Origin of the sequence: Acinetobacter sp. FDAARGOS_559, from assembly GCF_003940475.1 — a bacterium.
In the GTDB taxonomy this organism is placed as follows: Bacteria; Pseudomonadota; Gammaproteobacteria; order Pseudomonadales; family Moraxellaceae; genus Acinetobacter; species Acinetobacter baumannii.
In genome coordinates this window covers 3,194,092-3,217,992 of record NZ_RKJG01000005.1, presented here as the reverse complement: position 1 = coordinate 3,217,992, position 23,901 = coordinate 3,194,092, and the positions used below count along the sequence as shown (strand labels likewise).

Here is a 23,901-nt window from a genome sequence, read left to right as displayed (position 1 = left end):
TTATTTCCCCACTACCTGAATAACGATCAAGATCATCAATAACACCACTACACCGAGTGACATGCTTGATGCGTATTCACGCAATGAACCTGTTTGACGTGAGCTTGTGAAACTGTTTCCGCCTTTAACAAGCGCAGGAAGAACAAGCCATAAGCTGTCAATCGGATCACGACCAAATAGTTTGGCGAAGAATAAATAAGGTTTAACAAAAACGATGTCATACAACGCATCGAAACCAAATGCAGTACGACAAATATGAGCTAAGCCAGCACCAAGACTTGTTTTTGCAAACGATTTTACTGCACCGTAAGCAAATGCAAATAGACCAATACCAACAGCTAAACCAACAAGCGCAATACCTACTGCTAAATGCTCTGCCCCATGCATGCCTTCAACAAATTGTTCAGCAACATGGAATTCAGGAATTTTTGCCGTATTCAAAATATTTGCTACTGGAGCTTTTAATGCAGCACCAACAAAAGTAGACAATACAGCCAAGATACCTAATGGAGCCCAGTAAGTAGCACCTTTAATCTCATGGTAATGTGTATTTTCTTTACCGAAGAATACAACCCAGATTAAACGGAAGGTATAGATTGAAGTCAGGAATGCACCTGCTACACCAGCCCAATATAAGCTGTTATATAAAGCAATCGATTGACCTTGTACCCAAACCTCACCAAGAATCGCGTCTTTAGAGAAGAAGCCGATTGTTAAGAATGGGATAGCTGCTAATGCACCGCCACCAATCGCAAAACATGCAAATAGGAATTTGTTTTTGTAGAACAAACCACCCATTTTGAAAATATTTTGTTCGTGATGGTAAGCAAGAATAACTGCACCAGAAGACAAGAATAATAATGCTTTGAAGAATGCGTGAGCCAACATGTGGAACAAGCCAGCTTGATACGCTTCAGCACCTACAGCCATAAACATATAACCAAGCTGACTCATAGTTGAGTAAGCTAAAATACGTTTGATGTCTGTTTGTACGAGAGCAGCAAAGCCTGCAACTAATAAAGTTACAGCCCCTGTTACCGAAATGAATTGCATCACTTCAGGTGCAAGTTCAAATACGCTGAATAGACGGCAGCACAAGTACACACCAGCTGTTACCATTGTTGCTGCGTGGATTAATGCAGAAACAGGTGTAGGACCTGCCATCGCATCTGCTAACCATGTTTGCAATGGAATTTGTGCAGATTTACCAGCAGCACCCAAGAACAACATTAATGCAGTCCAGATAGTAAGTGACGAACTCTTCGTCATTACTTCTGCTGCATGTTCAACGATATACTGAGTATTAAGCGTACCAAATTGTTGGTAAAGCAAGAATAAAGCGATAAGTAAGAATACGTCACCTACACGGGTAACTGTAAATGCTTTGATCGCTGCCCAACCATTTGCAGGGTTTGCATAATAGAAACCAATCAGCAAGTAAGAGCATAGACCTACGCCTTCCCAACCTAAGAATAACAACGCTAAGTTGTCACCCAACACAAGCAAAAGCATGCTTGCAACGAATAGGTTGAAATAAGAGAAGAAGCGCGCATACCCTTCTTCACCACGCATGTACCATGATGCAAAGATGTGGATTAGGAAACCAACACCCGTGATCATGCCCATCATGAGTAAAGATAAGCCATCTAAATGTAAGCTAATGCCAGGCGCGAAACCACCAACATTGAACCATGTCCAAAGATTTTGAACAAAAACTTGCTGGCCGCTACTGGTAAATGCCATACCAGCAATCAATGCAAATAATGCAGATAAACCTACAGAACCTACACCAATAATTGCTGCAACATTTTCAGAGAGCTTATCACGCCCAGCCGCCAATAAAATAAAACCGATTAGCGGAAATAATACTGTTAGATATAAATAACTCATCCGCGCATCTCACTAGCAGCATCCACATCCAAATGATGGAAGCGATGATAGAACTGAAGGACAATCGCAAGACCGATACACGCCTCTGCAGCAGCAAGGGTTAAAATCAGAATAAACATGACTTGTCCATCTGGTTGTGCCCATACGCTACCCGCAAGAACGAATGCTAACGCTGCAGCATTCATCATGATCTCAAGGCTCATTAACATAAATAAAAGGTTGCGTCGCACCATTACACCGTAAAAACCGAGTGCAAAAAGAATGGTTGCAACAATCAAACCATGTTCTAAAGGGATCTGGCCCATTATTCTTTTTCCTCTTCTGCACCTGGTTCACGTTTACCTAAGTGGTATGCTGCAACAAGGGCTGCTAGCAATAACATCGCGGCAACTTCAACCAACAATAAATAGTGTGTAAAGAGCGCTTGACCAACAACTTTTGGTCCAATTACTTGTGCTCCAAGTGGTGCAGAGATGGTTGTATATTCACCACCGAGCATCCAAACTAAAAGTAAGCCAAGTAAAAAGCTCATGAGTGCTGGATATGCCCAAGCATCTGAAGAAAGCCATTTACGTTCTTGTTCAACTGTGTGTTGCCCTAAGTTAAGCATCATCACAACGAATACGAACAAGACCATAATCGCACCAGCATAAACAATGATTTCGAGGGCGCCGGCAAACGGCGCACCTACGATCATGAAAATACCAGCAACAGCAAGCAATGAAACAATCAGACTAAGCAATGCATGTACAGGGTTCGTGTTAGTCACTACACGAACCGTAGAAACGATGGCCACGAGCGCCATCAAATAAAACGGCCACATCATGGTAATAGACTCCGTACATCGATTGGTGCACTTTCTTTTTGTGCTTGACCTTTCTCTTTACCGTTAATTGCCATACCAGTTACACGGTAGAAGTTATAGTCTGGGTATTTACCTGGACCTGAAATGAGCAAGTTTTCTTTCTCATATACGAGGTCTTGACGTACGTATTCGCCCAACTCGAAATCTGGAGTTAGCTGAATCGCTGTAGTTGGACATGCTTCTTCACACATACCGCAGAAGATACAACGAGAGAAGTTGATACGGAAAAATTCCGGATACCAACGTCCGTCTTCTTTTTCAGCTTTTTGCAGTGAAATACAGCCAACCGGACATGCAACCGCACAAAGGTTACATGCCACACAACGCTCTTCCCCATCCGGGTCACGTGTCAAGATAATACGACCACGATAGCGAGGTGGTACAATTTCCTCTGCTGGTACTTCTGGATAAAGAATTGTGTCACGTTTACGGAAACCATGGGTAAATACCATGAATAACGTCCGAACGATTGACCCAACTCCAGCTAGAATTTTATACATTTTGTACTCCCTGCTGTCTTAGGCCTGATTCATCAGAATCACAGCACCAGTTACCAATAGGTTAACCAACGCCAGCGGCAAACAAATTTTCCAACCGAAGTTCATGACTTGGTCGTAACGTGGACGCATTAAAGAACCACGTGCCAATACAAACATCATTACGAAGAATGCTGTTTTAATCACAAACCAGAACACTGGTGGAACAAATGGAATTTCTAAATTAAATGGAGCTAACCAGCCACCAAAGAATAAAGTCACGATCAATGCAGAGATAAGTACAACGTTTACATATTCAGCAACGAAGAACATACCCCATTTCATACCGCCATATTCAACATGGTAACCTTCGGCCAATTCTTGTTCTGCTTCAGGTTGGTCAAATGGGTGACGGTGAGTTACCGCAACACCTGCAACAACGAAAATCAAGAAACCTAAGAACTGTGGAATGATGAACCAAACATCACGTTGAGCTTCAACAATTTCACGAAGGTTAAATGAACCAGCGATTGCAACCACACCCATTAGCGAGATACCCAAGAACACTTCATAAGAAATTGTTTGAGCAGCTGAACGCAAACCACCGAGTAATGAATATTTGTTATTTGATGACCAACCACCGAATAACACTGCATAAACCGCAATACCAGCCATTGCCATAAAGAACAACAAACCGATGCTCATGTCCGCAACACCCAATGCAGGGCTTACAGGAATAACCATGAACGAAAGCACCGCAGTTGCCATCGCAACTGCCGGAGCTAAACGGAAAGTTAATTTATCAGCAAATTTTGGTGTCCAGTCTTCTTTGAACATGATCTTAAGCATGTCGGCAACGATCTGGAACATACCACCAGGACCAACACGGTTTGGACCATAACGGTCTTGCCACCAAGCAAGCAAACGACGCTCAATGAAAGACATCAACGCTGCAACAAGAACAACAACAAGCAAAATCACAACTGCTTGAACAACAGCGTAAGCAATTGGCCAGTTCTCAGCCCAAAGTGGCGTTTGACGTATAATTTCTTGATTCATGAATTACACTCCTAATGCCACTGAAACAGGTTCAGCTAAAGATACTGTCGGAGCTAAACCAACTGGGTAACCAATATAACCTGTAGGTAAATATTCGATTACTTGTACAGGTAAGCTCACAGTTGTTTCGCCTGCTTTTACTGTAATACGTTGGCCTTCTTGTAGATTCAAACGTGTTGCGTCTTGTTCGCCCACAGCAAATACAGCTTCAGGAATACGAGTTTCCATTGCAGGTGTTTTAATTGTGAATTCACCAGAACCAAAGATATGGTGCATTGGTACAAGACGGAAGCTTTCAGGATTTGCAACTACAGCTGTTGGAGCGACATAGCTACGTGCTGGACGTTTTGCTAAACGGTCGAATAAACGAACGCCTGAATCACCACCTTTTAAGTGACCACCCACTTCATCTTGGTATTTGTTCCAAGATTGTGGAGAGTTCCAACCTGGTGCCCACGCAAATGGTACAAGCGAAGAAGCTTTTTGCGGACCTACATAACCTTCCATAGAGAATGTTAATGCTGAGTCTGGATCTGTCGGTTGTTTAGGTTCATGAACCGATAAAGGCGCACGCATTGCTGTACGACCAGAATAACGACGTGGTTCACGAGCAATTTTCAAACCATGTACACGGTAGCCAGCGTCTGGCGCAACATCTTGAATTGCTTCAAGTACTGGAACGTTCTTCACGATTGTTTCGATTACGTCGTCAAGTACTGTCCAATCAATTGGCTTGCCTTTAAGGCCAGTTTCAATGGCATGCAACCAACGCCAAGATTCTTTAATCGCGTATTCAGGTTTGTAGTAGCTTGGATCGTAAACTTGGTAGAAGCGTTGTGCACGACCTTCTTGGCTTACGACAGTACCATCACCTTCAGCAAAGCTTGCTGCTGAAAGTACAATATCAGCCTGTTTCACAGTTTCAGTTTCACTGTGGTCAAGCACGATTACTGTTTCAGCTTTATCAAATGCTGCTTTAACTTGAGCGGCCGGTAAACGACGGAATAAGTCATTTTCAACAATAACAAGTGTGTCGTAGTCTTGAGCAAATGCTTGTTCAAGGCTTAAGCCACCAAATAATGCCAAGCCCATAGAGTTCACTTCAGGAACAACAAGGCTTAAACCAGCTTTTGAGCCAAGGTTTTGCGTTAACTCTGCTGCCGCTTCCATAATTGAAGCATCTTGCAAGCTCGTACCCGCAATAATTAACGGTTTGTTTGCTGCTTTTAAAGTGTCGGCAATAGTTTGAGCAAATGCTTTTGCATCTTCATCTAAACCATTAACTGTTTCACCTTTAACTGCCGCAGCAACTGCAAAACCTAAACGCGCAATATCATTTGGAGATGCAACAACTTCACCTGTCGCAACATCTGCAAGACGAGTTTGAGTTGCAGCCAAGATATAGATCGGAGATTTCGCTTCCTGACCAATACGTTGTACAGGCTCAGCCAACCAGTCCGGTGTACGTGTTTTTGCAGCCATTTCGCGAGCTTTGTTTTTTGCAGCTTGACGAACTGACAATGCCATACGTGGAGCAGTTTGAGTTAAATCTTCACCCAAAATTAGTACTGCATCGTAGCTTTCAATTTCACGCATGTTCGGGTTGTAAATACCCTCTGTTTGCATAATTGAAGCAGCAAGTTCAACGAGGCTTTGCTCTTTTTGTGCAACACCTGTTGAGTAGTTTGCTTGGCCCACTAGTTCACGCAATGCGTAATTTGATTCTAAGCTTGCACGTGGCGAACCGATACCTAGAACTTTTTTACCTTCAAGTTTCGCAATTGTTTGGTCCAACGCTTGGTCAACAGAAACAGTAGCTACTGTTTCGCCATTACGGAACTGAGGTTGACGTGGACGATCTGCACGGTTTACATAACCTGTGCCAAAACGGCCTTTGTCACAAAGGAAGTATTGGTTAACCGAACCATTGAAACGGTTTTCTACACGACGGATTTCGCCATAACGCTCACCCGGAGAGATGTTACAACCTGAAGAACAGCCATGACACACGCTTGGTGCATATTGCATATCCCATTTACGGTTATAGCGCTCTGAATGAGTCTTATCGGTAAATACACCAGTTGGACATACTTCAGTCAAGTTACCAGAGAATTCAGACTCTAAAGTACCTGATTCTGGACGACCAAAGTAAACACGTGATGCATTGGCATATACACCAAAGTCTGTACCGCCTGCATAATCTTTGTAGTAACGAACACAACGATAACAAGCAATACAACGGTTCATTTCATGTGCAATGAATGAGCCTAGTTCTTGGTTGTAATGTGTACGCTTAGTAAAACGATAGCGACGACGGTCGTGACCTGTCATTACAGTCATATCTTGTAAATGACAGTGACCACCCTCTTCACACACTGGACAGTCGTGTGGGTGGTTGGTCATTAAGAACTCAACAATAGATTCACGGAAATCTACTGCTTCTTTGTCTTCAATCGAAATATAGGTATTGTCAGATGCTGGTGTCATACATGACATCACAAGACGTCCGCGCGTATCTTCAGGATTTGCATACTGAGTTACGGCACATTGACGACATGAACCAACAGAACCTAAGGATGGGTGCCAACAAAAATACGGAATATCAATGCCAAGGGATAAACATGCTTGTAGCAAGTTTTCTGATCCATTGACTTCGTACGATTTTCCATCGACATGAATTGTAGCCATAGTCGAATCCCTTAAGCTTGTTCTACGTTGCTAGTTTGCACGACAGGACGATCAGTCACTTTCGCTTCAAACTCGCTACGGAAATGTTTGAGTGCGCCCATAAGCGGCTCCATCGCACCTGGTGCGTGGGCACAGAAAGTTTTACCAATCCACAATTTACGAGTAAGTTCTTGTAAGTGGTCGATATCCTCTTTCTTACCTTCACCTGTCTCAAGTGCTTTAAGCGCTTTAACAGCCCATGGCAAACCATCACGGCAAGGTGTACACCAGCCACATGATTCACGCGCAAAGAATTCTTCCAGATTACGGGTCAACGACACCATACATTGGGTCTCGTCTACCACCATTAATAAACATGTTCCTAAACGAGAACCTGCTTTCATAATGGTTTCAGCATCCATTGGTAAATCAATGGTATCCGCCGGTAAAAAGTCAGTAGACGCACCGCCTGGTAACCATGCTTTAAGCTTCAAGCCATCACGCATACCACCAGCATGTTCTTCGATTACTTCACGTGCAGTCGTACCAAATGGTAGTTCCCAAAGACCAGGGAATTTTACTTTACCTGACGCACCATAAATCTTTGTGCCCGGATCTTTTGATTTACCTGCTGATAAACCGATATACCATTCTGGGCCACGAAGCATGATTGCTGGCAAGTTGTTATAAGTCTCAACGTTGTTCACAATCGTTGGACGACCCCATGCACCAGCAACTTGCGGGAATGGTGGTTTAGTACGTGGGTTAGCACGGCGACCTTCAAGTGAGTTAATCAATGCAGTTTCTTCACCACAAATATAACGACCTGCACCGGTGTGCACGTGTAACTCGAAGTTCCAGCCAGAACCTAAAATGTTGTTACCTAAGTAACCTTTAGCGCGGATTTGCTCAAGCGCTTCATTTAGGTATTGTGCAGCCTCGATATATTCACCACGAATAAAGATATAACCTTGAGTTGCTTCTAGGGTATAACCTGCAATCAACATACCTTCGATCAATTGGTGAGGAAGTTTTTCCATCAACAAACGGTCTTTAAAGGTACCTGGTTCCATCTCATCGGCGTTACAGATCAAGTAACGTGGACCGCCATCATTTGGCGCCATAAGAGACCATTTGATCCCTGCAGGGAAGCCTGCACCACCACGACCTTTTACAGTTGCAGCTTTAATGACTTCAAGCACTTCAGCAGGTTTCATACCTAATGCTTTTTTAAAGCCGGCATAACCTTCAAGTGCTTCGTAATCGTCAGCACTACGTACTGATTCTTGTTTGCTTAAACGCCAAGTCAGTGGATGAGTTTCCGGATTACCGTCGCCATAAATTGGTTTTGGTTCAGTATTCATACATACTTCTCCAATAACTGTTTGATTGATGTCACTTCTACTAAACCGTGAGTATCTTCATCAATCATTAACGTTGGGCCTTTGTCACAGTTGCCTAGACAGCAAATTGGAAGCAGCGTAAAACGACCATCTTGCGTCGTTTGACCAAACTGAATACCTAATTCGCGTTGGAATGCTTCAGCAAGTGTTTCAGCACCCATCAAGAAGCAAGCAATTGAGTCACAAAGCAAAATTACGTGGCGACCTACAGGTTGGCGATAGATACGGTTGTAGAACGTTGCTACACCTTCCAAATCTGCAACACTGATCGTTAATAATTGTGCGATGGCGTTCATTTGAGCATCATCTACCCAGCCATTACGGCGCTGTACGCACTTTAATGCATCTAAAGAAGCTGCACGTGGGTATGGATAGTGACCAATGTGATGTTCAATTTCGTGGATTTCTTCAGCAGTCAAAATCCCTTCAACATTCACACGTGGTTTTTTATCAGTCAGAATCATCATTTTGCGTTACCTCTTAGCGATCCACGTCAGCCATAACCACGTCAATGGTCGCCAGATAAATGATTAAGTCAGATACTAAACTGCCGTTAATCACTGAAGGAATTTGCTGTAAGTGAGTAAACGTCGGTGTACGGATACGAGTACGATAACTCATCGTTGCCTTATCCGAAGTCAAGTAATAAGTACTTGCACCTTTCACAACTTCAGTCATGAATGACGCTTCACCAGCAGGCATGACAGGACCCCATGACACGCTCAAGAAGTGCGTAATCAAAGTTTCAATATCTTGTAACGTCTTATCTTTTGGTGGTGGAACAGCCAATGGATGATCCGCTTTATATGGACCAGAAGGCATGTTATCCAAACACTGTTTGATAATTTTGAGTGATTGTTCAATTTCACGGAAGTGAACAAGTACACGAGCGTACGCATCGCCTTCATACTCAACCGGAACTTCGAAGTCGAAGTTTTCATAGCCACTGTATGGACGATATTTACGAACGTCGAAATCAATACCGGTTGCACGTAAACCAGTACCGGTTACACCCCATGCAAGCGCAGATTTGGCATCGTATTGAGCAACATTACGTGTACGACCAATAAACACAGAGTTTTTAAATGCAGCTGTGTAGTATTCGTTCAAACGTTTTGGCATCCAATCTAGCAATTCTTTAACAAGTTTTTGCCAGTTGTTTGGAAGGTCATGTGCTGTACCACCAATACGGAACCATGCCGGGTGCATACGGTAACCCGTAATTGCTTCAACGATGTCGTATACTTTTTGACGGTCTGCGAACATATAGAATACTGGTGTCATACCACCGGCATCCTGAATTGCCGTACCACAGTAAAGTAAGTGGTTATTAATACGGAACAATTCGTTCAACATGACACGAATCACTTGTGCACGCTCAGGAACTTTAATTCCAGCAAGCTGTTCAACAGCCATGACATATGGCATGTTTTGCGCACAACCACCCAAGTAGTCAACACGGTCAGTATAAGGAATGAAAGAGTGCCATGTTTGACGCTCAGCCATCTTTTCCACACCGCGGTGGTGATAACCGATATCAGGAACACAGTCCTTCACTTCTTCACCGTCTAACTGCAATACAATACGGAATGCACCGTGCGCAGATGGATGGTTAGGACCCAAGTTCAAGAACATGAAGTCTTCGTCAGCGTTACCACGCTTAAGACCCCAGTCTTCTGGTACAAAGCGTAAGTGTTCCTGTTCGAAATCTTGCTTCGCTTTGTCTTGCATGTACGGCGTATATTCTGTCGCACGTGCTGAATATTCTTTACGAAGCGGGTGACCTTCCCAATAAGTTGGTAACAAGATACGACGAAGCATTGGATGCCCTTCGAAATTGATACCGAACATATCGTAAGCTTCACGTTCATACCAGTTGGCATTTGGCCAGATATTTGTCGCTGTCGGGAGGTTAAGATCGTTTTCGTTCAAGGCAACCTTGATACGAATGTCACTATTACGCTCAAGCGATAATAAATGATAGAACACAGTGAAGTCAGATGCTGGCAAACCATCACGATGTTGACGTAAACGCTCATCCATCGCTGATAAGTCAAACAGCATTACATAAGGACGTTCCACTTTACGCAGGAACATGAGGACTTCTTGCACGCGTGCGCGCTCAACCCAGACTGTTGGAAACTCTTCAAAAGTCGCCTGCACATAAAAGTTCTCACCAAATTTGGTTTTGAGCTCTTCTACGATTGCAAATGCTGGGCGTGAATCAACTGGTGTTGATTCTGGCATAGCAATGTCAGTTTCAGCCATTGGCTTGGCTTCCTATTTAATACAAATTCTGTCAATTTTCTCGATGAACATATCGGTTAGATATGTCAAAACACCGTCAAAAAATTATTTAATCTCATCCATAGAGCGTAAGTTTTTAACGGCAATACGCTGCGCATTCTTACGATCACGTTCTGGCATCATCTTTGGCTTATACACTGGCTGAAGATCATCACCAATCACGGCAGAAAGCGGGCGTCGCTCTAATTGAATCTGGTCTTGTAAAAGCATTAATGCTTGGATTAATGCTTCAGGACGAGGCGGACAACCTGGGACGTACACGTCAACAGGAATAATTTTGTCTACACCTTGTACTACTGAATAGATGTCGTACATACCTCCAGAGTTTGCACAAGCACCCATTGAAATAACCCATTTAGGTTCTAACATTTGTTCATACAAACGTTGGATAACCGGAGCCATTTTTACAAAGCAGGTACCTGCAACAATCATCAAGTCAGCCTGACGAGGTGAAGCACGAATAACCTCTGCACCGAAACGGGACAAGTCATGCACGCCTGTTAAGGTCGTTGCATATTCAACGTAACAACATGATGTACCAAAGTTAAATGGCCACAAAGAGTTTTTACGTCCCCAGTTTACTGCTGTATGCAAGACATCCTCTAAACGAGTCATGAATACGTTTTTATTCACTTCCTCTTCAAGTGGATCAGTCACAATTTGACGATCTTGCAATGGATATTGATCAGCATCCGGATTCGCGCGGGTCAGAGTATATTTCATCCCGACTTACTCCTTTTCAGATGACAATGCAGGTGTAGTTTTTGACTTAACACGACCTGATGATTGGGCTGGAATCTGGCCTGTAGGGTCAGTTACGAGCTCTTCAATAGAGTTAAAGCGTGTAATTTCAGCAATGTTCATTGTTGGTGAACCGACTTTAATCTTCTCACCTGCTAATTTACGGCGATCTGCCGGTGCCCAACTTAAAGCACCTACAGAGAAGGCATAAACAAGCGCAATTAATAGGTCAACGACAAAGATTACGACAGTGGTATAACCCAACCATCCTACTTCACGCACCGAAGTAGACCATGCATAGAGGTAAAGTGCCTCTAAGTCGAAAACAACGAAGAAAATTGCAACTAGATAGAACTTTGCAGACAGGCGAATGCGAGCGCCACCAGCACTCACGACACCTGATTCAAACTGCTCTTGCTTAGCACGTCCCCACGATTTCCCCCCGAGGAGTAAGGGAACTGTGAGCATAAAGACGCAAAGAAATGTAACGCCGATCACGAAGGCGATAATCGCCCAGTCGTATGGAGTAATGGCACTCATGCGGGGATAACTCCTGGCAGGCCTATTATTTAACAAAGAATGTATGTATTGGCCTTCAAATACACCAAACACAAAATTAATCCCGCCAATTGTACCTGATTTCTAATTTCCCTTGCTAGTTGAAGCGTCTTAGTCTTTTGGATGATTTTCCAATCAAAAGTAATCATCTATGTCTTGTAGAGGGGGTTTCACCGCTTATAATCGGTTTATTTGATAGTTTTCGCACTTGTAATGATTTTTTTCATTTTCTGATTTTTAATATTATTTGCACAATTGCTCAATCGGTCAAATTAAACACCTTACTTTTTTATAATATTAATCGGTTTTTTATTGTATTCATCTTCCCCTCTGAATTATGATGAATGTTTAATCATGCATTAATATTTTATTACTCTTGGATAAGAGTGTTTATCATTAAGGGCAGCTGATGCCATACTCACTTCGTGAATTTTCATTTTCTACCTCCCTGAAATTTTTTCTCTTATTTACCATCATTATTACGTTATGTTGCTTTATTGGAATTGCATCTCGTCCTCTTAGTTTTCTTGCTTTTTTCTGGCCTGCTAACTCGGTATTTCTAGGCCTATTGCTTCGATTTCCACAAACACGCCAAATAGGTAGTTTTGCTGGTGCTTTTACCGGTTATATGATTGCCGATTTAGTTAATGGCACACCTCTTTTTCTCACCCTTATTTTAACGATATCCAACTACCTGTATGTAGTAACGACTTTAGCACTCGCAATATTGTTTAATCGCCATATAAAAGCAGCTTATCAAGGCTATTCTTATTTACTCTTATTCGCACTATGCGGGATTGGCAGCATAACCGGTGCTTTGTTTGCAGCAACTTTTGTGCCTATGTTTAACACCAAATTTATGATTGGTAGTTTTTGGGCCGAATTTGGTTATTGGGTTACATCAGAGCTTCAAAATGCCTTATTGTTGTTGCCCATTATTTTAAACATCCCCCCTTACCTTAAAATAAAAAACCACCTTAAGGGTAATCGTATATATATCAAAGCGATTGATTTTTTGCCTTTATTCGCTGTTTTAATTTCGATAGGAGTGAGTTATTACGACTCGGGTCCAGGTTCCCTACTCTACCCCATCGCCGCATTAATCTGGTGCGCTATCCGCTATAAACCGATTATTGTTGCTCTCATTACATCCTTTACCAGTGCATATATTATTTATCATGTCTCAGGGCATTATTTATTACTGTATCCGCAAGACTATTTAGGCAATACCATTTCTATACGTATAGGGCTGATCATGATGACGGTTGCGCCACTTACCGTTTCCAGTATTAGCGCACTCCATTCTGAATTAATTCAGAAGTTACAACATGCAATTGCCCATGATGAACTCACCTCGAGTTTAACTCGACGCCAATTTTTACAGTCAGTCCGCCTACTCCAAGAAAAAGTACAAAAGGAAAATAAGACCTCTGCTTTTTTTATGTTGGACGTCGATCATTTTAAAAAAGTGAATGATAGTTATGGCCACTTAATTGGGGATAGAGCCTTACAGACCTGTGTAACGACCATACAAAATATTTTACATCCTCATGACTTACTAGGACGTTTTGGTGGAGAAGAATTCGCAATTTTTATTCCGGATACCACCAGAGAGGCTGCCTTTGAACTCGCGGAAAGAATACGCATTCAAATTAGTCAGCAACCGATTTATGTATATGGCAAATTACCCATCTTTGTGCAGGTAAGTATTGGTATTAGCTTATATTCTCCAAGCTATCACCGCTCTATTGAAAGTTTGTTTAAAGAAGCAGACGATGCACTCTATCAAGCAAAGCGCCAAGGGCGTAATAGAGTTTTTATTTCTTTGTAATATTTCCAAGTCATCATCTAGTGTAATGAATTTTATACAATATCTTCTGTTTTGCCATGTATGCTAATAACAGATAATAAGGAGAAAAATGCATGAATCTAGAATATACGCATAAACCAGACTATTACTTGTTTGCACAATTACTGGTGCGACATATAGAAAGCTATATTCATAAACACCCAGATGCAGATAATGCCATTTTTGACTTGCGAGATGTCTATGAAATTTTTAGGCAAGATTTCGCATCAACTACAACAAACCTAGAAGGCATTTTACATATTGCAGACTCATATAGAGTTGAGACTTTGGATGGGGATCAGCCTCTTATTCAAAAATATCAAATTGATGCTAAAAATAATTCGCTCTTGATTGACTTTAATACAGATGCACTTAATAGCCTGAGAAGCGGCAAACCTATTTTGGAACCTGATGCAACTCAGTTATAAATGAACCAATAAAAAAAGCACCTTATGCAGGTGCTTTTTTATTGGTCTTTAATGGCGGTTGTTTAAAGCGATGTGCTGGCCAAGTCATAATAAAGCGTGCGCCTCCCAAACTTGGACTTTCATCTACCTTAATTTCCCCACCAAACCAGTAAGCAATACGACTTACGATAGAGAGACCCAAACCATAGCCGCCAGATGCGCGTGTACGACTGTCATCTAAACGGGCAAAGGCTTCGAATACACGTTTGCGGTCTTGCTCAGGAATACCCGGTCCGTCGTCTTCGACACAGACAAAAGCCATGCCATCACTATGAATACCGCCCGTAATCCGAACTTTGTTATCACAATAACGGACTGCATTACCTACCAGATTTTGCACGACACGGTGAAGGTAACGACGCTCTGCATCTACTTTCACATATAAAGGCGGTGGAATAAGTTCAATTTCTTTCTGTGTTTTTAAAGCCTCAGTTTCAACTGCAACCTGATCCAACACTTCAAAAAGTACAATTTCTGCAAAGTCTAATGAAGGTGTACCCTGCTCTAGTTTTGCATAAGTCATAATTTCATCAATTAAGGTATTGAGTGCTTCAATATCTTTATCAATCATGTCGACCTGATGCATACGATGATTGTAATCATCTTCTTCGGCTAACATTTCTGTACCAAAGCGAATACGTGCCACAGGCGTTCTCAGCTCATGAGATACCGCTCTCATTAACTCACGTTGAGCCTCAATCAAACGCTGAATATGGTCAGACATATTGTTATAACTTGAAGCCAAGTTTGCCATTTCATCGCTTCCTTCAATAGGAACACGCAGTGACAAATCACCCGATTTCATACGGTTTAATGCATAACGCACCTGTCGGATTTTGCGCTCTAACGGCAAAATCAAACCGTAAACACCTAGACTTAATAAGAATAAGCTAAATAAGGTAATACCCGCCGAAAGCTGTAAAGGCATCCAGTTAAACATTGGAACCGGACCCAGCACTAACACCTGCGCAGGATGATTCGGTATTGGAGACACAATCGAAATGGTTGTACCGCGCACTGTTGCGCTATCTTTGTACAACATGACACTTTGGTCTTGGCGCAAACGTCCAATCTGTTCAGAATCCAGATTTACATCTTGAATGTTTTGAATATTGATCGGATATGAGAAATGCTTCTGAATCTTGGCAAGATATTCTTGTTCCTGCCCCGGATAAAACATTAAATAGTCGAGCACAAAAATAGGAAGAGCCTTCATTTGGCGTTCAGTGATTTTGTCGACTTTTATAGATAGGTAATGTTGTGGGTCTTCACGTAAGCCAATAATGACATATGCAATGCTATTGCTTGCATCGTAACGAACTACAGATTTTTGTGCTTCGATCCGCTTTTTCTCGGTACGAGACAGCTCAACCTTACTTGCATCGGTATAATAAATTGGAAGTTCGAGCAAATCAGATGCGTCAGAAATCCAATCTATTTTTTGCTGCTTCCCAGGTTGTCGAGCGACTCCTTCACTAATGACATAAGAAATACCATCAGTTAAAGATTCTCGGTATTCTTGTGCGCGTTGGTAGTTGATAATTTGTACCAGTAAATACCCAAAAACAGCTACCAAAACAACAAGAATTACCAGCCCCGCATATATTCGCAGGAATATACTGTGTTTAAACACTCGACCAACCTTATAGGAAGTTTAATCAGATTTTACAATCCATTGGTTTCTTTAACAAACAAGTAACCTTTACTACGTACAGTTTTAATACGTTTTGGATTTTCAGGATCATCGCCAATTTTTGGACGAATACGTGAAATACGTACGTCAATTGAACGGTCTTGACCATCGTATTCGATACCACGTAAACGTTCGAAGATATCTTCACGCGATAAAATACGGCCAGCGTTTGATGCAAGCAACCATAACAAGTCATATTCAGCACTTGTAAAGTCAACAAGCTCACCGTTCAACGTTACCGAACGGCCACCATTGTCGATGACAAGGTCGTCAAACTCAATACGTTGAGCAACTTCATCTTCAACAGTTTTATCCGTACGGCGTAACAAAGCACGAATACGCGCTAATAATACACGTGGTTGAACTGGTTTCGCGACATAATCGTCTGCACCCATTTCCAGACCAAGTACCTGATCCATATCTTCAGTACGTGCAGTCAACATTAAGATTGGTTGATGATAGTGTGGGCGAACTTCACGACAAACGGTTAAACCATCTGCACCCGGCAACATGACATCCAAGACCACAAGATCCGGTTGCTCACTAATAATACGACGAATTGCACGGTTACCATCGGTTTCTACACCAACTTCCAAACCATTACGGATTAAATATTCTTGAGTTAATCGCGCTAAACGCTCGTCGTCTTCAACGATCAGAATCTTTGGTAACTTTTCTTCTTGGCTCATATCATTGCCCCTATAAATCTCATTACATGTATCTTAAAAATCTTGCAGATACATTCGTTTATCATTTGCAATATACACACGTTTACATTGTAAACAAGTAGGCGTTCACCAAACTGATACATGACAACCATGTTTTGTTGCATTTTATTAATCTTTGAATTTTCAGGTATTTTTATTATCTGCTTATTGTTCTTAAATGTCATAATCTATTCATATTTCCTATGTATGAATATTAAACAAATTATTTCTTCACTAAATTTAAATTCACTCAAGTGTTTGTTTTTTGAGTTATCCACAAAGTTATCTATAAGTGTTTTTTCACAGCTTTGGTATGCTATCTCCCGACAAATCATACAGATAAAAAATTACTAAAAAGTCAAGATTGATCTACCGTAAAAAATCCCGTATCTTGTGTTGAAAATAAACTTTAACTACTAAGTCTTGTGTTTATCCCTCAAATATCGTGGCATGTTTTTTGCTCGGTTCAAACGGTCTATGAACATAACAAAAGTGACAATGGAGCTATGCTGGCATGAGCGTAATTACTTCGACTCCCGGTCAAATTCAGGTGATTAAACGCACCGGAGATGTTGCTGCATTTGATGCAGAGAAAATTTCTGTTGCGATTGGTAAAGCTTTTCTTGCTGTGGAAGGTCAACAAAGTGCGGATTCGAGCCGTATTCACGACCGTATTACCCAACTGACGGAAATGGTACTGAACACTTTCACTCGCCGTTTACCTTCTGGCGGTACCATTCATATTGAAGAGATTCAAGATCAAGTTGAACTTGCACTGATGCGTACTGGGGAGCACAAAGTCGCTCGTGCTTACGTTATCTATCGCGATCAACGCGCAAGTGCCCGTAAAGACACAAATTCTAATCATCACCCTACCTTGCAAGTTACCGATGCAAACGGTCAGCTTCAACCACTTGATTTAAGTGCACTGCAAGCAACTGTAAATCGAGCTGCTGAAGGCTTAGAAGGTATTGATGTTCAAGCAATTATCGATGAAACCGTTAAAAACTTATATAACGGCGTAAAAGAAAGCGATATTGCTACCACCATGATGATGGCAACACGTACACGTATTGAACAAGAACCTAACTATACATACGTAACTGCACGTTTGCTTCGTGATGAGTTGGTAAGCACTGGCTTAGCATTCTTAGGTTTACCGGCCGATACAGCTGAAAACAATGCACTTGAAGCATTCTTGAAAAAAGGTGTAGAGCTTGATTTGCTTTCACCGGACTTGCTTAAGTTCGATCTAGAAAAACTAGCAGCAGCGATTCAACCGGAACGTTCTAACCAGTTTACCTATTTAGGTTTACAGACTCTATTTGACCGTTACTTCATCCATTCAAATGGCGTTCGCTTTGAATTACCACAATTATTCTTCATGCGTGTGTCAATGGGTCTTGCACTTAATGAGCAAGACAAAGAAGAGCGTGCAATCGAGTTCTATAACTTGTTGTCTAGCTTTGACTACATGGCATCTACGCCTACCCTGTTTAACTCAGGTACATTACGTCCACAGCTTTCAAGCTGTTACTTAACAACGATTGGTGATGACCTTTATGACATTTATGGTGCAATGCGTGACAACGCGATGCTCTCTAAATGGGCAGGTGGTTTAGGTAATGACTGGACACCTGTACGTGCCTTGAACTCTTATATTAAAGGTACAAACGGTAAATCTCAGGGTGTTGTTCCGTTCCTTAAAGTTGCGAACGATACAGCCGTTGCGGTAAACCAAGGTGGTAAGCGTAAAGGTGCGGTATGTGCGTACTTAGAAACTTGGCACTTAGACATCGAAGAATTCTTAGAACTTCGTAAAAACACGGGTGATGACCGTCGTCGTACTCACGATATGAACACTGCAAACTGGGTTCCTGACCTATTTATGCAACGTGTGTTTGAAGATGGCGAATGGACACTATTCACTCCGTCTGAAACTCCAGACCTACACGATTTAACTGGTGCTGAGTTTGCTGAACGCTATGCATACTATGAATCTGTTGCGAAAGAACAGAACATGTTGCACAAGAAAGTACGTGCGAAAGACTTATGGCGCAAAATGCTTTCTATGTTGTTCGAAACTGGTCACCCTTGGATCACGTTTAAAGATGTTTGTAACTTACGTTCACCACAACAACACGTTGGCGTAGTTCACTCTTCTAACCTATGTACTGAAATTACGTTAAACACCAACCAAGACGAAATTGCGGTATGTAACTTAGGTTCGATCAACCTTGTTCAACACGTTAAAGGCGGCGTATTAGACCGTGAGAAGTTAGCGCGCACTGTTAAAACAGCAGTTCGTATGCTCGATAACGTTATCGACATTAACTACTACGCTGTACCACAAGCGAAGAACTCTAACTTAAAACACCGCCCTGTTGGTATGGGTATCATGGGCTTCCAAGATGCGCTTTACGAAATGGGTATGGCTTACGGTTCTGATGAAGCTGTGAACTTTGCTGACGAGTCAATGGAAGTGATTAGCTACTATGCAATCCAAACTTCAAGTGACTTGGCTGTTGAACGTGGTGCTTACTCAACATTTAAAGGTTCATTGTGGGATCAAGGTATCCTTCCAATCGACTCTTTAGAAATTGTTGCGAAATCTCGTCCAGAACGCATGTTTGAAGTTGACCGTACTCAACGTTTAGATTGGGACAGTTTACGTGCCAAAGTTCAAAAAGACGGTATGCGTAACTCAAACGTAATGGCGATTGCTCCAACTGCAACCATTTCGAACATTTGTGGTGTTTCTCAGTCTATTGAGCCAACATTCCAAAACTTATATGTGAAATCTAACTTGTCTGGTGAGTTCACTGTAATTAACCCTTACCTTGTTCGCGCATTAAAAGAACGTGGTCTTTGGGACACAGTGATGGTTAATGACCTCAAACACTTTGAAGGTTCAGTACAAAAAATTGCTCGTATTCCTGAAGAATTAAAAGCAATCTTTGCAACTGCGTTTGAAGTTGAGCCACGCTGGATTGTTGATGCTGCATCACGCCGTCAAAAATGGATTGATCAAGCCCAATCTCTTAACCTTTACATCTCTGGTGCAAACGGTAAGAAACTTGACATCACTTATAAGATGGCATGGTTACGTGGTCTTAAGACGACTTATTACCTCCGTGCGTTAGGCGCAACATCTGCTGAAAAATCTACAATTAACACAGGTGCGTTAAACGCGGTTAAACCTGCAACTGTAGAAGCAGCAGCACCTGCGGCAGCTCCAGTCGTAGAAGCGAAGAAGCCTGAAGCAGTTGAAGAAGACGGCTTCACTCAAGCAGCTCCGGTTCCTATGGCTTGTTCAATCGACAACCCAGATTGCGAAGCTTGCCAATAACATTCAATAAAGTTGCTCTTTAACACAAAAGAGCAACTTTAAACGAGGTAAAGATTATGTTTTTTCATCTCAGCCATAACTATATGCTTGGTGTTGGAATCTTAATCTTTGCCTTTATTTTCTTTTATACGCCTATGGTTTACGCCTTTTTTAAAATCCGTAAACAACAGCGTAAGCAAAATAAGTTGTAGGGATAATGGACCAAAGGCCCAAAATTTGGTCATACATCAATAAAACTTAATTTTGTTTACACATTATGAGCGTATAGTAGTGACATCTTCGTTTAGAGATGTCGAACATAGATATATACAACGAAGAGAGAACAACAATGTCTATCCTTAGTTGGGACGATTTTGAAGATGATTCGCAAAAACCGGCTGCACCTGAACACAAGTCTGCGCCCGTCAACCCGGAAAAAACGCCTGATTCGCAGAATGTATCTGCTGCGCAGCCATCATCGCAGAGCGTGGCAGCTCCACAATCCACTGGAACCCATTCCGTGCGATCAACAAATCCAACCGATTCAATGGCTCGAGCATCTGAAGCCTTAGAACATTTGGATGTTGCTCCTGGCCTTGAAGAGTTAGAAATGGGCGCGCAACGCGTTCAGGTTGATGACAAAGCCATGATTAACTGTCGCGCCGACTTGAACCAGCTTGTTCCATTTAAATATGAGTGGGCTTGGCAAAAATATCTAGATGGTTGTGCAAACCACTGGATGCCTCAAGAAGTGAACATGAACCACGATATCGCACTTTGGAAGTCTGAAAATGGCTTAACTGAAGATGAGCGTACGATCGTTATGCGTTCTTTAGGTTTCTTCTCGACTGCGGACTCTTTGGTTGCGAACAACCTCGTATTGGCAATTTACCGTCACATCACGAACCCTGAATGCCGTCAGTACATTTTGCGTCAAGCGTTTGAAGAAGCAATTCACACTCACGCTTACCAATACTGTATCGAATCTTTAGGTATGGATGAAGGCGAAGTCTTCAACATGTACCGCGAGATTCCATCGGTTGCGCGTAAAGCAGCTTGGGGCTTGAAGTACACTCAATCGTTAAGTGACCCTACTTTCCACACAGGTACGCCTGAAAACGACCAACGTTTACTTCGTAACTTGATCGCGTTCTACTGTGTTCTTGAAGGGATCTTCTTCTACTGTGGCTTTACTCAAATTTTGAGTATGGGTCGCCGTAACAAGATGAATGGTGTTGCTGAGCAGTTCCAATACATCTTGCGTGATGAGTCTATGCACTTGAACTTTGGTATCGACATGATTAACCAAATCAAGATTGAGAACCCTCACCTTTGGACTGCCGAGTTCCAACAAGAAGTGATTCAAATGATTCTTGAAGGTACGATGCTTGAAATCGAATATGCACGTGACACAATGCCACGCGGCGTATTGGGTATGAACGCAAGCATGATGGAAGAATATTTGAAATTCATCTGTAACCGTCGTTTATCTCAGTTAGGTTTACCAGAGCAATTTGCTGGTGTAACTAACCCATTTGCGTGGATGTCGGAGATGATGGACTTACGTAAAGAGAAGAACTTCTTTGAAACTCGCGTAACTGACTACCAAACTGGTGGTGCGTTAAGCTGGTAAGTTGAAGCGTTCTTACTCAAAGTAATTTGAGACTATAAAAAATCCGACTCGATGTCGGATTTTTTATAATTATTAGTATTAAATTGAACCAGATTAGCTTATAAGAGATACATTATGCATATAAAGTATTTAATAATTTTTAGCGTTATAAGTTTGTGTACCTTAAATATTATAGGCTGCTCAAAATCACTTTCACCACAAAATAATAACCAAAGTGAGTCAAGTAAACTATATGAACAAGGTAGTAAATACTTCTTAGGAAAAAATGTTCCACAAGATTATCAAAAAGCTTTTTCTTATTTCCAAATGGCGGCTGAACAAGGCTTACCTATTGCACAAAATGATTTAGCAGGAATGTACTCCAAAGGAATTGGTACGTCGAAAAATGAAGAAAAAGCTTACTATTGGTATGAAAAAGCTGCTAAAAATAATTTTCCAGAAGCTCAATACAATATGGGGCTTATGTATGATAATGGCTATTATGTAAACAAAAATAGATCTAAAGCCTTAGAGTTTTATAAACTATCTGCTAATCAAGGTTATGCTAAAGCTCAATATAATCTAGCAAATGCTTATCTTTCAGGAGATGGTGTACAAAAAGATATTAATTTAGCTTTAGAATTATATGAAAAAGCTGCAATACAAAATCTTTCTGAAGCTCAATATAACTTAGCAAATATTTATTCAGATGGTAACTTAGTTAAACAAGATAATGAAAAAGCTTTAGAGCTATATATACAACTAGCTGAGAAAGGTGTACCTGAAGCTCAAAACAATCTAGCCTATATGTATGCTAATGTTTACTCAGATTATGAAAAAGCAAAATTTTGGTTCAAAAAAGCTGCCGATAATGGATATAAACCCGCGAAAGAGGCTTTAGAACAGTTTCAGTAAACTATAATGTATTTCACTTAGAAAAAAGGGTGTTACTAACAACCCTTTTCTCATATCTACAGATCCATAAATTGATAATATTTATGATAGGTCTAAATACCCAAATACAGCCTTTTCAACTCGCTGCTGTAAATCATTTAAATCATTTTCACCTGCTATGCCTGCAGCGTTAATCATTCCTTTGCTTAAAGCAATTACATCTTAAATGGATATCTGAGATGATAAACTTACGTAAAGAGAAGAAATTCTTTGGAATACGCAAGATGCCATAATTTCTCAAAGATCATCAATCTTTTCCAGAATACAAAACTGAGCCAACTAAAACTGCTTGGCCTGCAATGCTAACGTGTAATATTGAATCTGTTTTCTCAACTGTCACTAAAACCCGTCCCGGTTTTTCTATTGCGAAGCCTTGATATCCCCAATAACTTACTTTCTGGTCACATTCGATTAAATCGTAATGAACAAGATACGCCCCCGCTGGACCATTTGCATTACCAGTTACCGGATCTTCATTTATACCGATTGCAGGTGCAAACATTCGACCATAAGTAATAGGTTCTTGCCTACTCCCTTCCAAAACAAAGGGGAAAAAACCATTGCAACCGATTTCAGCACTAATAGCTTTCAATTTTTCATTATTTGGAGTTAATCCATCAAGCTTACTTCTGCTCAGCATCGGCACCATCACCTTGGAATGCCCCGTCGTGACAACTTGTATTGGTAAATCCGCAAAATCACTTTCGCTCACACCTAGTGCACCTGCAAGTTCACTCCGTTGACTCGCATTAAAAGGTGGTAAGAACTCTACACGACCTTGAGTCATTTTCACCAATAATACTTCTGGACTTCCAAATATTGAAACGGGTAAATGACCAGCTCCTGTTTTTGCGATTAATGGATAGTCTGATTGGTGGCCAGTAGTTGCACGTAAAAAATGAGTAGCGATCGTCGCATGTCCACAGATCGGGACTTCATGTGTAGGGGTAAAATATCGAACATGTATGCCATGGCTTTGATCTTTAGGTGCCAAAACAAAGGCAGTTTCCGAATAGCCTGTGAATGCAGCAATATCTTGCATCTCTTGAGTCGTAAGATGGTCCGCATCTAGAACAACCCCAGCTCGATTTCCTGTATTTGGTTGGGTAGTAAATGCATCAATTACATAAATGGTCGTCATGGCAGAACTCCCCTGTTGTTAATATTGTGATCTCAGAAATAGCTCTTGCCATAACCAGAAAATCTTATTTAATTGCAACGACACATGCCTTAGCTCTAAAAAGTTTATAGTCGTCTCATATAATGAGTTTTGAGTACTTGTAGTACTTGTAGTACTTGTAGTACTTGTTTGAATTGTATAAATC

The 23,901-nt window shown here is 41.5% G+C and carries 21 protein-coding genes and 1 pseudogene; 6 read left to right on the top strand and 16 right to left on the bottom strand.

The features are described from left to right. From nuoL to ndhC, 11 genes are all read right to left on the bottom strand, one after another. The gene (gene nuoL, locus EGS71_RS16955) at window positions 1–1,890 is read right to left on the bottom strand and encodes an NADH-quinone oxidoreductase subunit L (protein ID WP_000121137.1); all 1,890 of its coding nucleotides are present in this window, start codon (window positions 1,888–1,890) and stop codon (window positions 1–3) included. Further along, window positions 1,887–2,195 carry an NADH-quinone oxidoreductase subunit NuoK gene (nuoK, locus tag EGS71_RS16950; RefSeq protein ID WP_000529822.1) on the bottom strand — a complete coding sequence of 103 codons (309 nt, stop codon included), beginning with the start codon at window positions 2,193–2,195 and terminating at the stop codon, window positions 1,887–1,889. Before nuoK ends, nuoL begins: the two co-directional genes overlap by 4 nt. Beyond that, window positions 2,195–2,713, bottom strand: coding sequence for an NADH-quinone oxidoreductase subunit J (gene nuoJ, locus EGS71_RS16945; RefSeq protein ID WP_014205902.1), 519 nt, complete (start codon window positions 2,711–2,713; stop codon window positions 2,195–2,197). Before nuoJ ends, nuoK begins: the two co-directional genes overlap by 1 nt. Then, complete coding sequence (gene nuoI / locus EGS71_RS16940; RefSeq protein WP_000276693.1) at window positions 2,713–3,255, bottom strand: NADH-quinone oxidoreductase subunit NuoI; 543 nt, start codon at window positions 3,253–3,255, stop codon at window positions 2,713–2,715. The genes nuoJ and nuoI overlap by 1 nt, the downstream gene beginning before the upstream one ends. An 18-nt stretch (window positions 3,256–3,273) precedes the next feature. Beyond that, on the bottom strand, window positions 3,274–4,290 hold the full coding sequence (gene nuoH, locus EGS71_RS16935; protein WP_001070989.1) for an NADH-quinone oxidoreductase subunit NuoH: 1,017 nt from the start codon (window positions 4,288–4,290) through the stop codon (window positions 3,274–3,276). A gap of 3 nt (window positions 4,291–4,293) precedes the next feature. Continuing rightward, window positions 4,294–6,978: an NADH-quinone oxidoreductase subunit NuoG gene (gene nuoG / locus EGS71_RS16930; RefSeq protein ID WP_000190955.1), complete on the bottom strand. Its 2,685-nt coding sequence runs from the start codon at window positions 6,976–6,978 to the stop codon at window positions 4,294–4,296. Window positions 6,979–6,989: 11 nt separating this feature from the next. Further along, entirely contained in the window at window positions 6,990–8,321 is a 1,332-nt protein-coding gene (nuoF, locus tag EGS71_RS16925; RefSeq protein WP_001091098.1) for an NADH-quinone oxidoreductase subunit NuoF, read from the bottom strand. Beyond that, on the bottom strand, window positions 8,318–8,827 hold the full coding sequence (gene nuoE / locus EGS71_RS16920) for an NADH-quinone oxidoreductase subunit NuoE (RefSeq protein WP_000973142.1): 510 nt from the start codon (window positions 8,825–8,827) through the stop codon (window positions 8,318–8,320). Before nuoE ends, nuoF begins: the two co-directional genes overlap by 4 nt. A 13-nt stretch (window positions 8,828–8,840) precedes the next feature. After that, complete coding sequence (gene nuoC, locus EGS71_RS16915) at window positions 8,841–10,628, bottom strand: NADH-quinone oxidoreductase subunit C/D (protein ID WP_000852150.1); 1,788 nt, start codon at window positions 10,626–10,628, stop codon at window positions 8,841–8,843. 84 nt (window positions 10,629–10,712) lie between these two features. Beyond that, window positions 10,713–11,390, bottom strand: a complete 678-nt coding sequence (locus EGS71_RS16910) for a NuoB/complex I 20 kDa subunit family protein (protein ID WP_000878003.1) — start codon at window positions 11,388–11,390, stop codon at window positions 10,713–10,715. Between the two features lie 6 nt (window positions 11,391–11,396). Then, on the bottom strand, window positions 11,397–11,948 hold the full coding sequence (gene ndhC / locus EGS71_RS16905; RefSeq protein WP_001274550.1) for an NADH-quinone oxidoreductase subunit A: 552 nt from the start codon (window positions 11,946–11,948) through the stop codon (window positions 11,397–11,399). Between the two features lie 427 nt (window positions 11,949–12,375). On the opposite strand from ndhC, the gene EGS71_RS16900 reads away from it, so the two are divergent. Both EGS71_RS16900 and EGS71_RS16895 read left to right on the top strand, forming a co-directional pair. Continuing rightward, a complete protein-coding gene (locus EGS71_RS16900; RefSeq protein WP_001147032.1) occupies window positions 12,376–13,797 on the top strand; it encodes a sensor domain-containing diguanylate cyclase in 1,422 nt (473 codons plus the stop codon). A 92-nt stretch (window positions 13,798–13,889) separates the two neighbouring features. Further along, complete coding sequence (locus tag EGS71_RS16895) at window positions 13,890–14,243, top strand: hypothetical protein (RefSeq protein ID WP_001047853.1); 354 nt, start codon at window positions 13,890–13,892, stop codon at window positions 14,241–14,243. Window positions 14,244–14,265: 22 nt separating this feature from the next. On the opposite strand, the gene bfmS is transcribed toward EGS71_RS16895, so the two are convergent. From bfmS to EGS71_RS16880, 3 genes are read right to left on the bottom strand one after another with little or no spacing between them, the layout of a single operon-like run. Continuing rightward, window positions 14,266–15,915: a sensor histidine kinase BfmS gene (gene bfmS / locus EGS71_RS16890; protein ID WP_000472468.1), complete on the bottom strand. Its 1,650-nt coding sequence runs from the start codon at window positions 15,913–15,915 to the stop codon at window positions 14,266–14,268. Window positions 15,916–15,947: 32 nt separating this feature from the next. After that, a complete protein-coding gene (bfmR, locus tag EGS71_RS16885; RefSeq protein WP_000076440.1) occupies window positions 15,948–16,664 on the bottom strand; it encodes a response regulator transcription factor BfmR in 717 nt (238 codons plus the stop codon). Beyond that, on the bottom strand, window positions 16,661–16,867 hold the full coding sequence (locus EGS71_RS16880; RefSeq protein WP_000143214.1) for a hypothetical protein: 207 nt from the start codon (window positions 16,865–16,867) through the stop codon (window positions 16,661–16,663). Before EGS71_RS16880 ends, bfmR begins: the two co-directional genes overlap by 4 nt. Window positions 16,868–17,196: 329 nt before the next feature. Here EGS71_RS16880 and EGS71_RS16875 point away from each other — a divergent pair, with 329 nt between their 5' ends. From EGS71_RS16875 to EGS71_RS16860, 4 genes are all read left to right on the top strand, one after another. Further along, a complete protein-coding gene (locus EGS71_RS16875) occupies window positions 17,197–20,031 on the top strand; it encodes a ribonucleoside-diphosphate reductase subunit alpha (protein ID WP_000111540.1) in 2,835 nt (944 codons plus the stop codon). Window positions 20,032–20,087: 56 nt separating this feature from the next. Beyond that, window positions 20,088–20,222, top strand: coding sequence for a hypothetical protein (locus tag EGS71_RS16870; protein ID WP_000465010.1), 135 nt, complete (start codon window positions 20,088–20,090; stop codon window positions 20,220–20,222). A gap of 137 nt (window positions 20,223–20,359) precedes the next feature. Beyond that, complete coding sequence (locus EGS71_RS16865) at window positions 20,360–21,643, top strand: ribonucleotide-diphosphate reductase subunit beta (RefSeq protein WP_000025827.1); 1,284 nt, start codon at window positions 20,360–20,362, stop codon at window positions 21,641–21,643. A gap of 114 nt (window positions 21,644–21,757) precedes the next feature. Next, complete coding sequence (locus EGS71_RS16860) at window positions 21,758–22,537, top strand: tetratricopeptide repeat protein (RefSeq protein ID WP_000547729.1); 780 nt, start codon at window positions 21,758–21,760, stop codon at window positions 22,535–22,537. Window positions 22,538–22,618: 81 nt separating this feature from the next. Here EGS71_RS16860 and EGS71_RS22575 read toward each other — a convergent pair. Beyond that, window positions 22,619–22,738, bottom strand: a pseudogene (locus EGS71_RS22575) (TetR/AcrR family transcriptional regulator); the annotation flags it as partial. 85 nt (window positions 22,739–22,823) lie between these two features. Next, on the bottom strand, window positions 22,824–23,717 hold the full coding sequence (locus tag EGS71_RS16855) for a PhzF family isomerase (protein ID WP_000208328.1): 894 nt from the start codon (window positions 23,715–23,717) through the stop codon (window positions 22,824–22,826). Window positions 23,718–23,901 lie beyond the last annotated feature (184 nt).

Bases quoted from the DNA above. Each gene is read 5' to 3' on its own strand.
- nuoL (WP_000121137.1), bottom strand. From the start codon at position 1,890: ATGAGTTATTTATATCTAACAGTATTATTTCCGCTAATCGGTTTTATT.
- EGS71_RS16880 (WP_000143214.1), bottom strand. From the start codon at position 16,867: ATGACATTTAAGAACAATAAGCAGATAATAAAAATACCTGAAAATTCA.
- nuoH (WP_001070989.1), bottom strand. From the start codon at position 4,290: ATGAATCAAGAAATTATACGTCAAACGCCACTTTGGGCTGAGAACTGG.
- EGS71_RS16875 (WP_000111540.1), top strand. From the start codon at position 17,197: ATGAGCGTAATTACTTCGACTCCCGGTCAAATTCAGGTGATTAAACGC.
- EGS71_RS16860 (WP_000547729.1), top strand. From the start codon at position 21,758: ATGCATATAAAGTATTTAATAATTTTTAGCGTTATAAGTTTGTGTACC.
- nuoE (WP_000973142.1), bottom strand. From the start codon at position 8,827: ATGATGATTCTGACTGATAAAAAACCACGTGTGAATGTTGAAGGGATT.
- EGS71_RS16870 (WP_000465010.1), top strand. From the start codon at position 20,088: ATGTTTTTTCATCTCAGCCATAACTATATGCTTGGTGTTGGAATCTTA.
- ndhC (WP_001274550.1), bottom strand. From the start codon at position 11,948: ATGAGTGCCATTACTCCATACGACTGGGCGATTATCGCCTTCGTGATC.
- EGS71_RS16865 (WP_000025827.1), top strand. From the start codon at position 20,360: ATGTCTATCCTTAGTTGGGACGATTTTGAAGATGATTCGCAAAAACCG.
- nuoG (WP_000190955.1), bottom strand. From the start codon at position 6,978: ATGGCTACAATTCATGTCGATGGAAAATCGTACGAAGTCAATGGATCA.
- EGS71_RS16895 (WP_001047853.1), top strand. From the start codon at position 13,890: ATGAATCTAGAATATACGCATAAACCAGACTATTACTTGTTTGCACAA.
- nuoJ (WP_014205902.1), bottom strand. From the start codon at position 2,713: ATGTGGCCGTTTTATTTGATGGCGCTCGTGGCCATCGTTTCTACGGTT.
- nuoK (WP_000529822.1), bottom strand. From the start codon at position 2,195: ATGGGCCAGATCCCTTTAGAACATGGTTTGATTGTTGCAACCATTCTT.
- nuoC (WP_000852150.1), bottom strand. From the start codon at position 10,628: ATGGCTGAAACTGACATTGCTATGCCAGAATCAACACCAGTTGATTCA.
- bfmR (WP_000076440.1), bottom strand. From the start codon at position 16,664: ATGAGCCAAGAAGAAAAGTTACCAAAGATTCTGATCGTTGAAGACGAC.
- nuoI (WP_000276693.1), bottom strand. From the start codon at position 3,255: ATGTATAAAATTCTAGCTGGAGTTGGGTCAATCGTTCGGACGTTATTC.
- nuoF (WP_001091098.1), bottom strand. From the start codon at position 8,321: ATGAATACTGAACCAAAACCAATTTATGGCGACGGTAATCCGGAAACT.
- EGS71_RS16900 (WP_001147032.1), top strand. From the start codon at position 12,376: ATGCCATACTCACTTCGTGAATTTTCATTTTCTACCTCCCTGAAATTT.
- EGS71_RS16910 (WP_000878003.1), bottom strand. From the start codon at position 11,390: ATGAAATATACTCTGACCCGCGCGAATCCGGATGCTGATCAATATCCA.
- EGS71_RS16855 (WP_000208328.1), bottom strand. From the start codon at position 23,717: ATGACGACCATTTATGTAATTGATGCATTTACTACCCAACCAAATACA.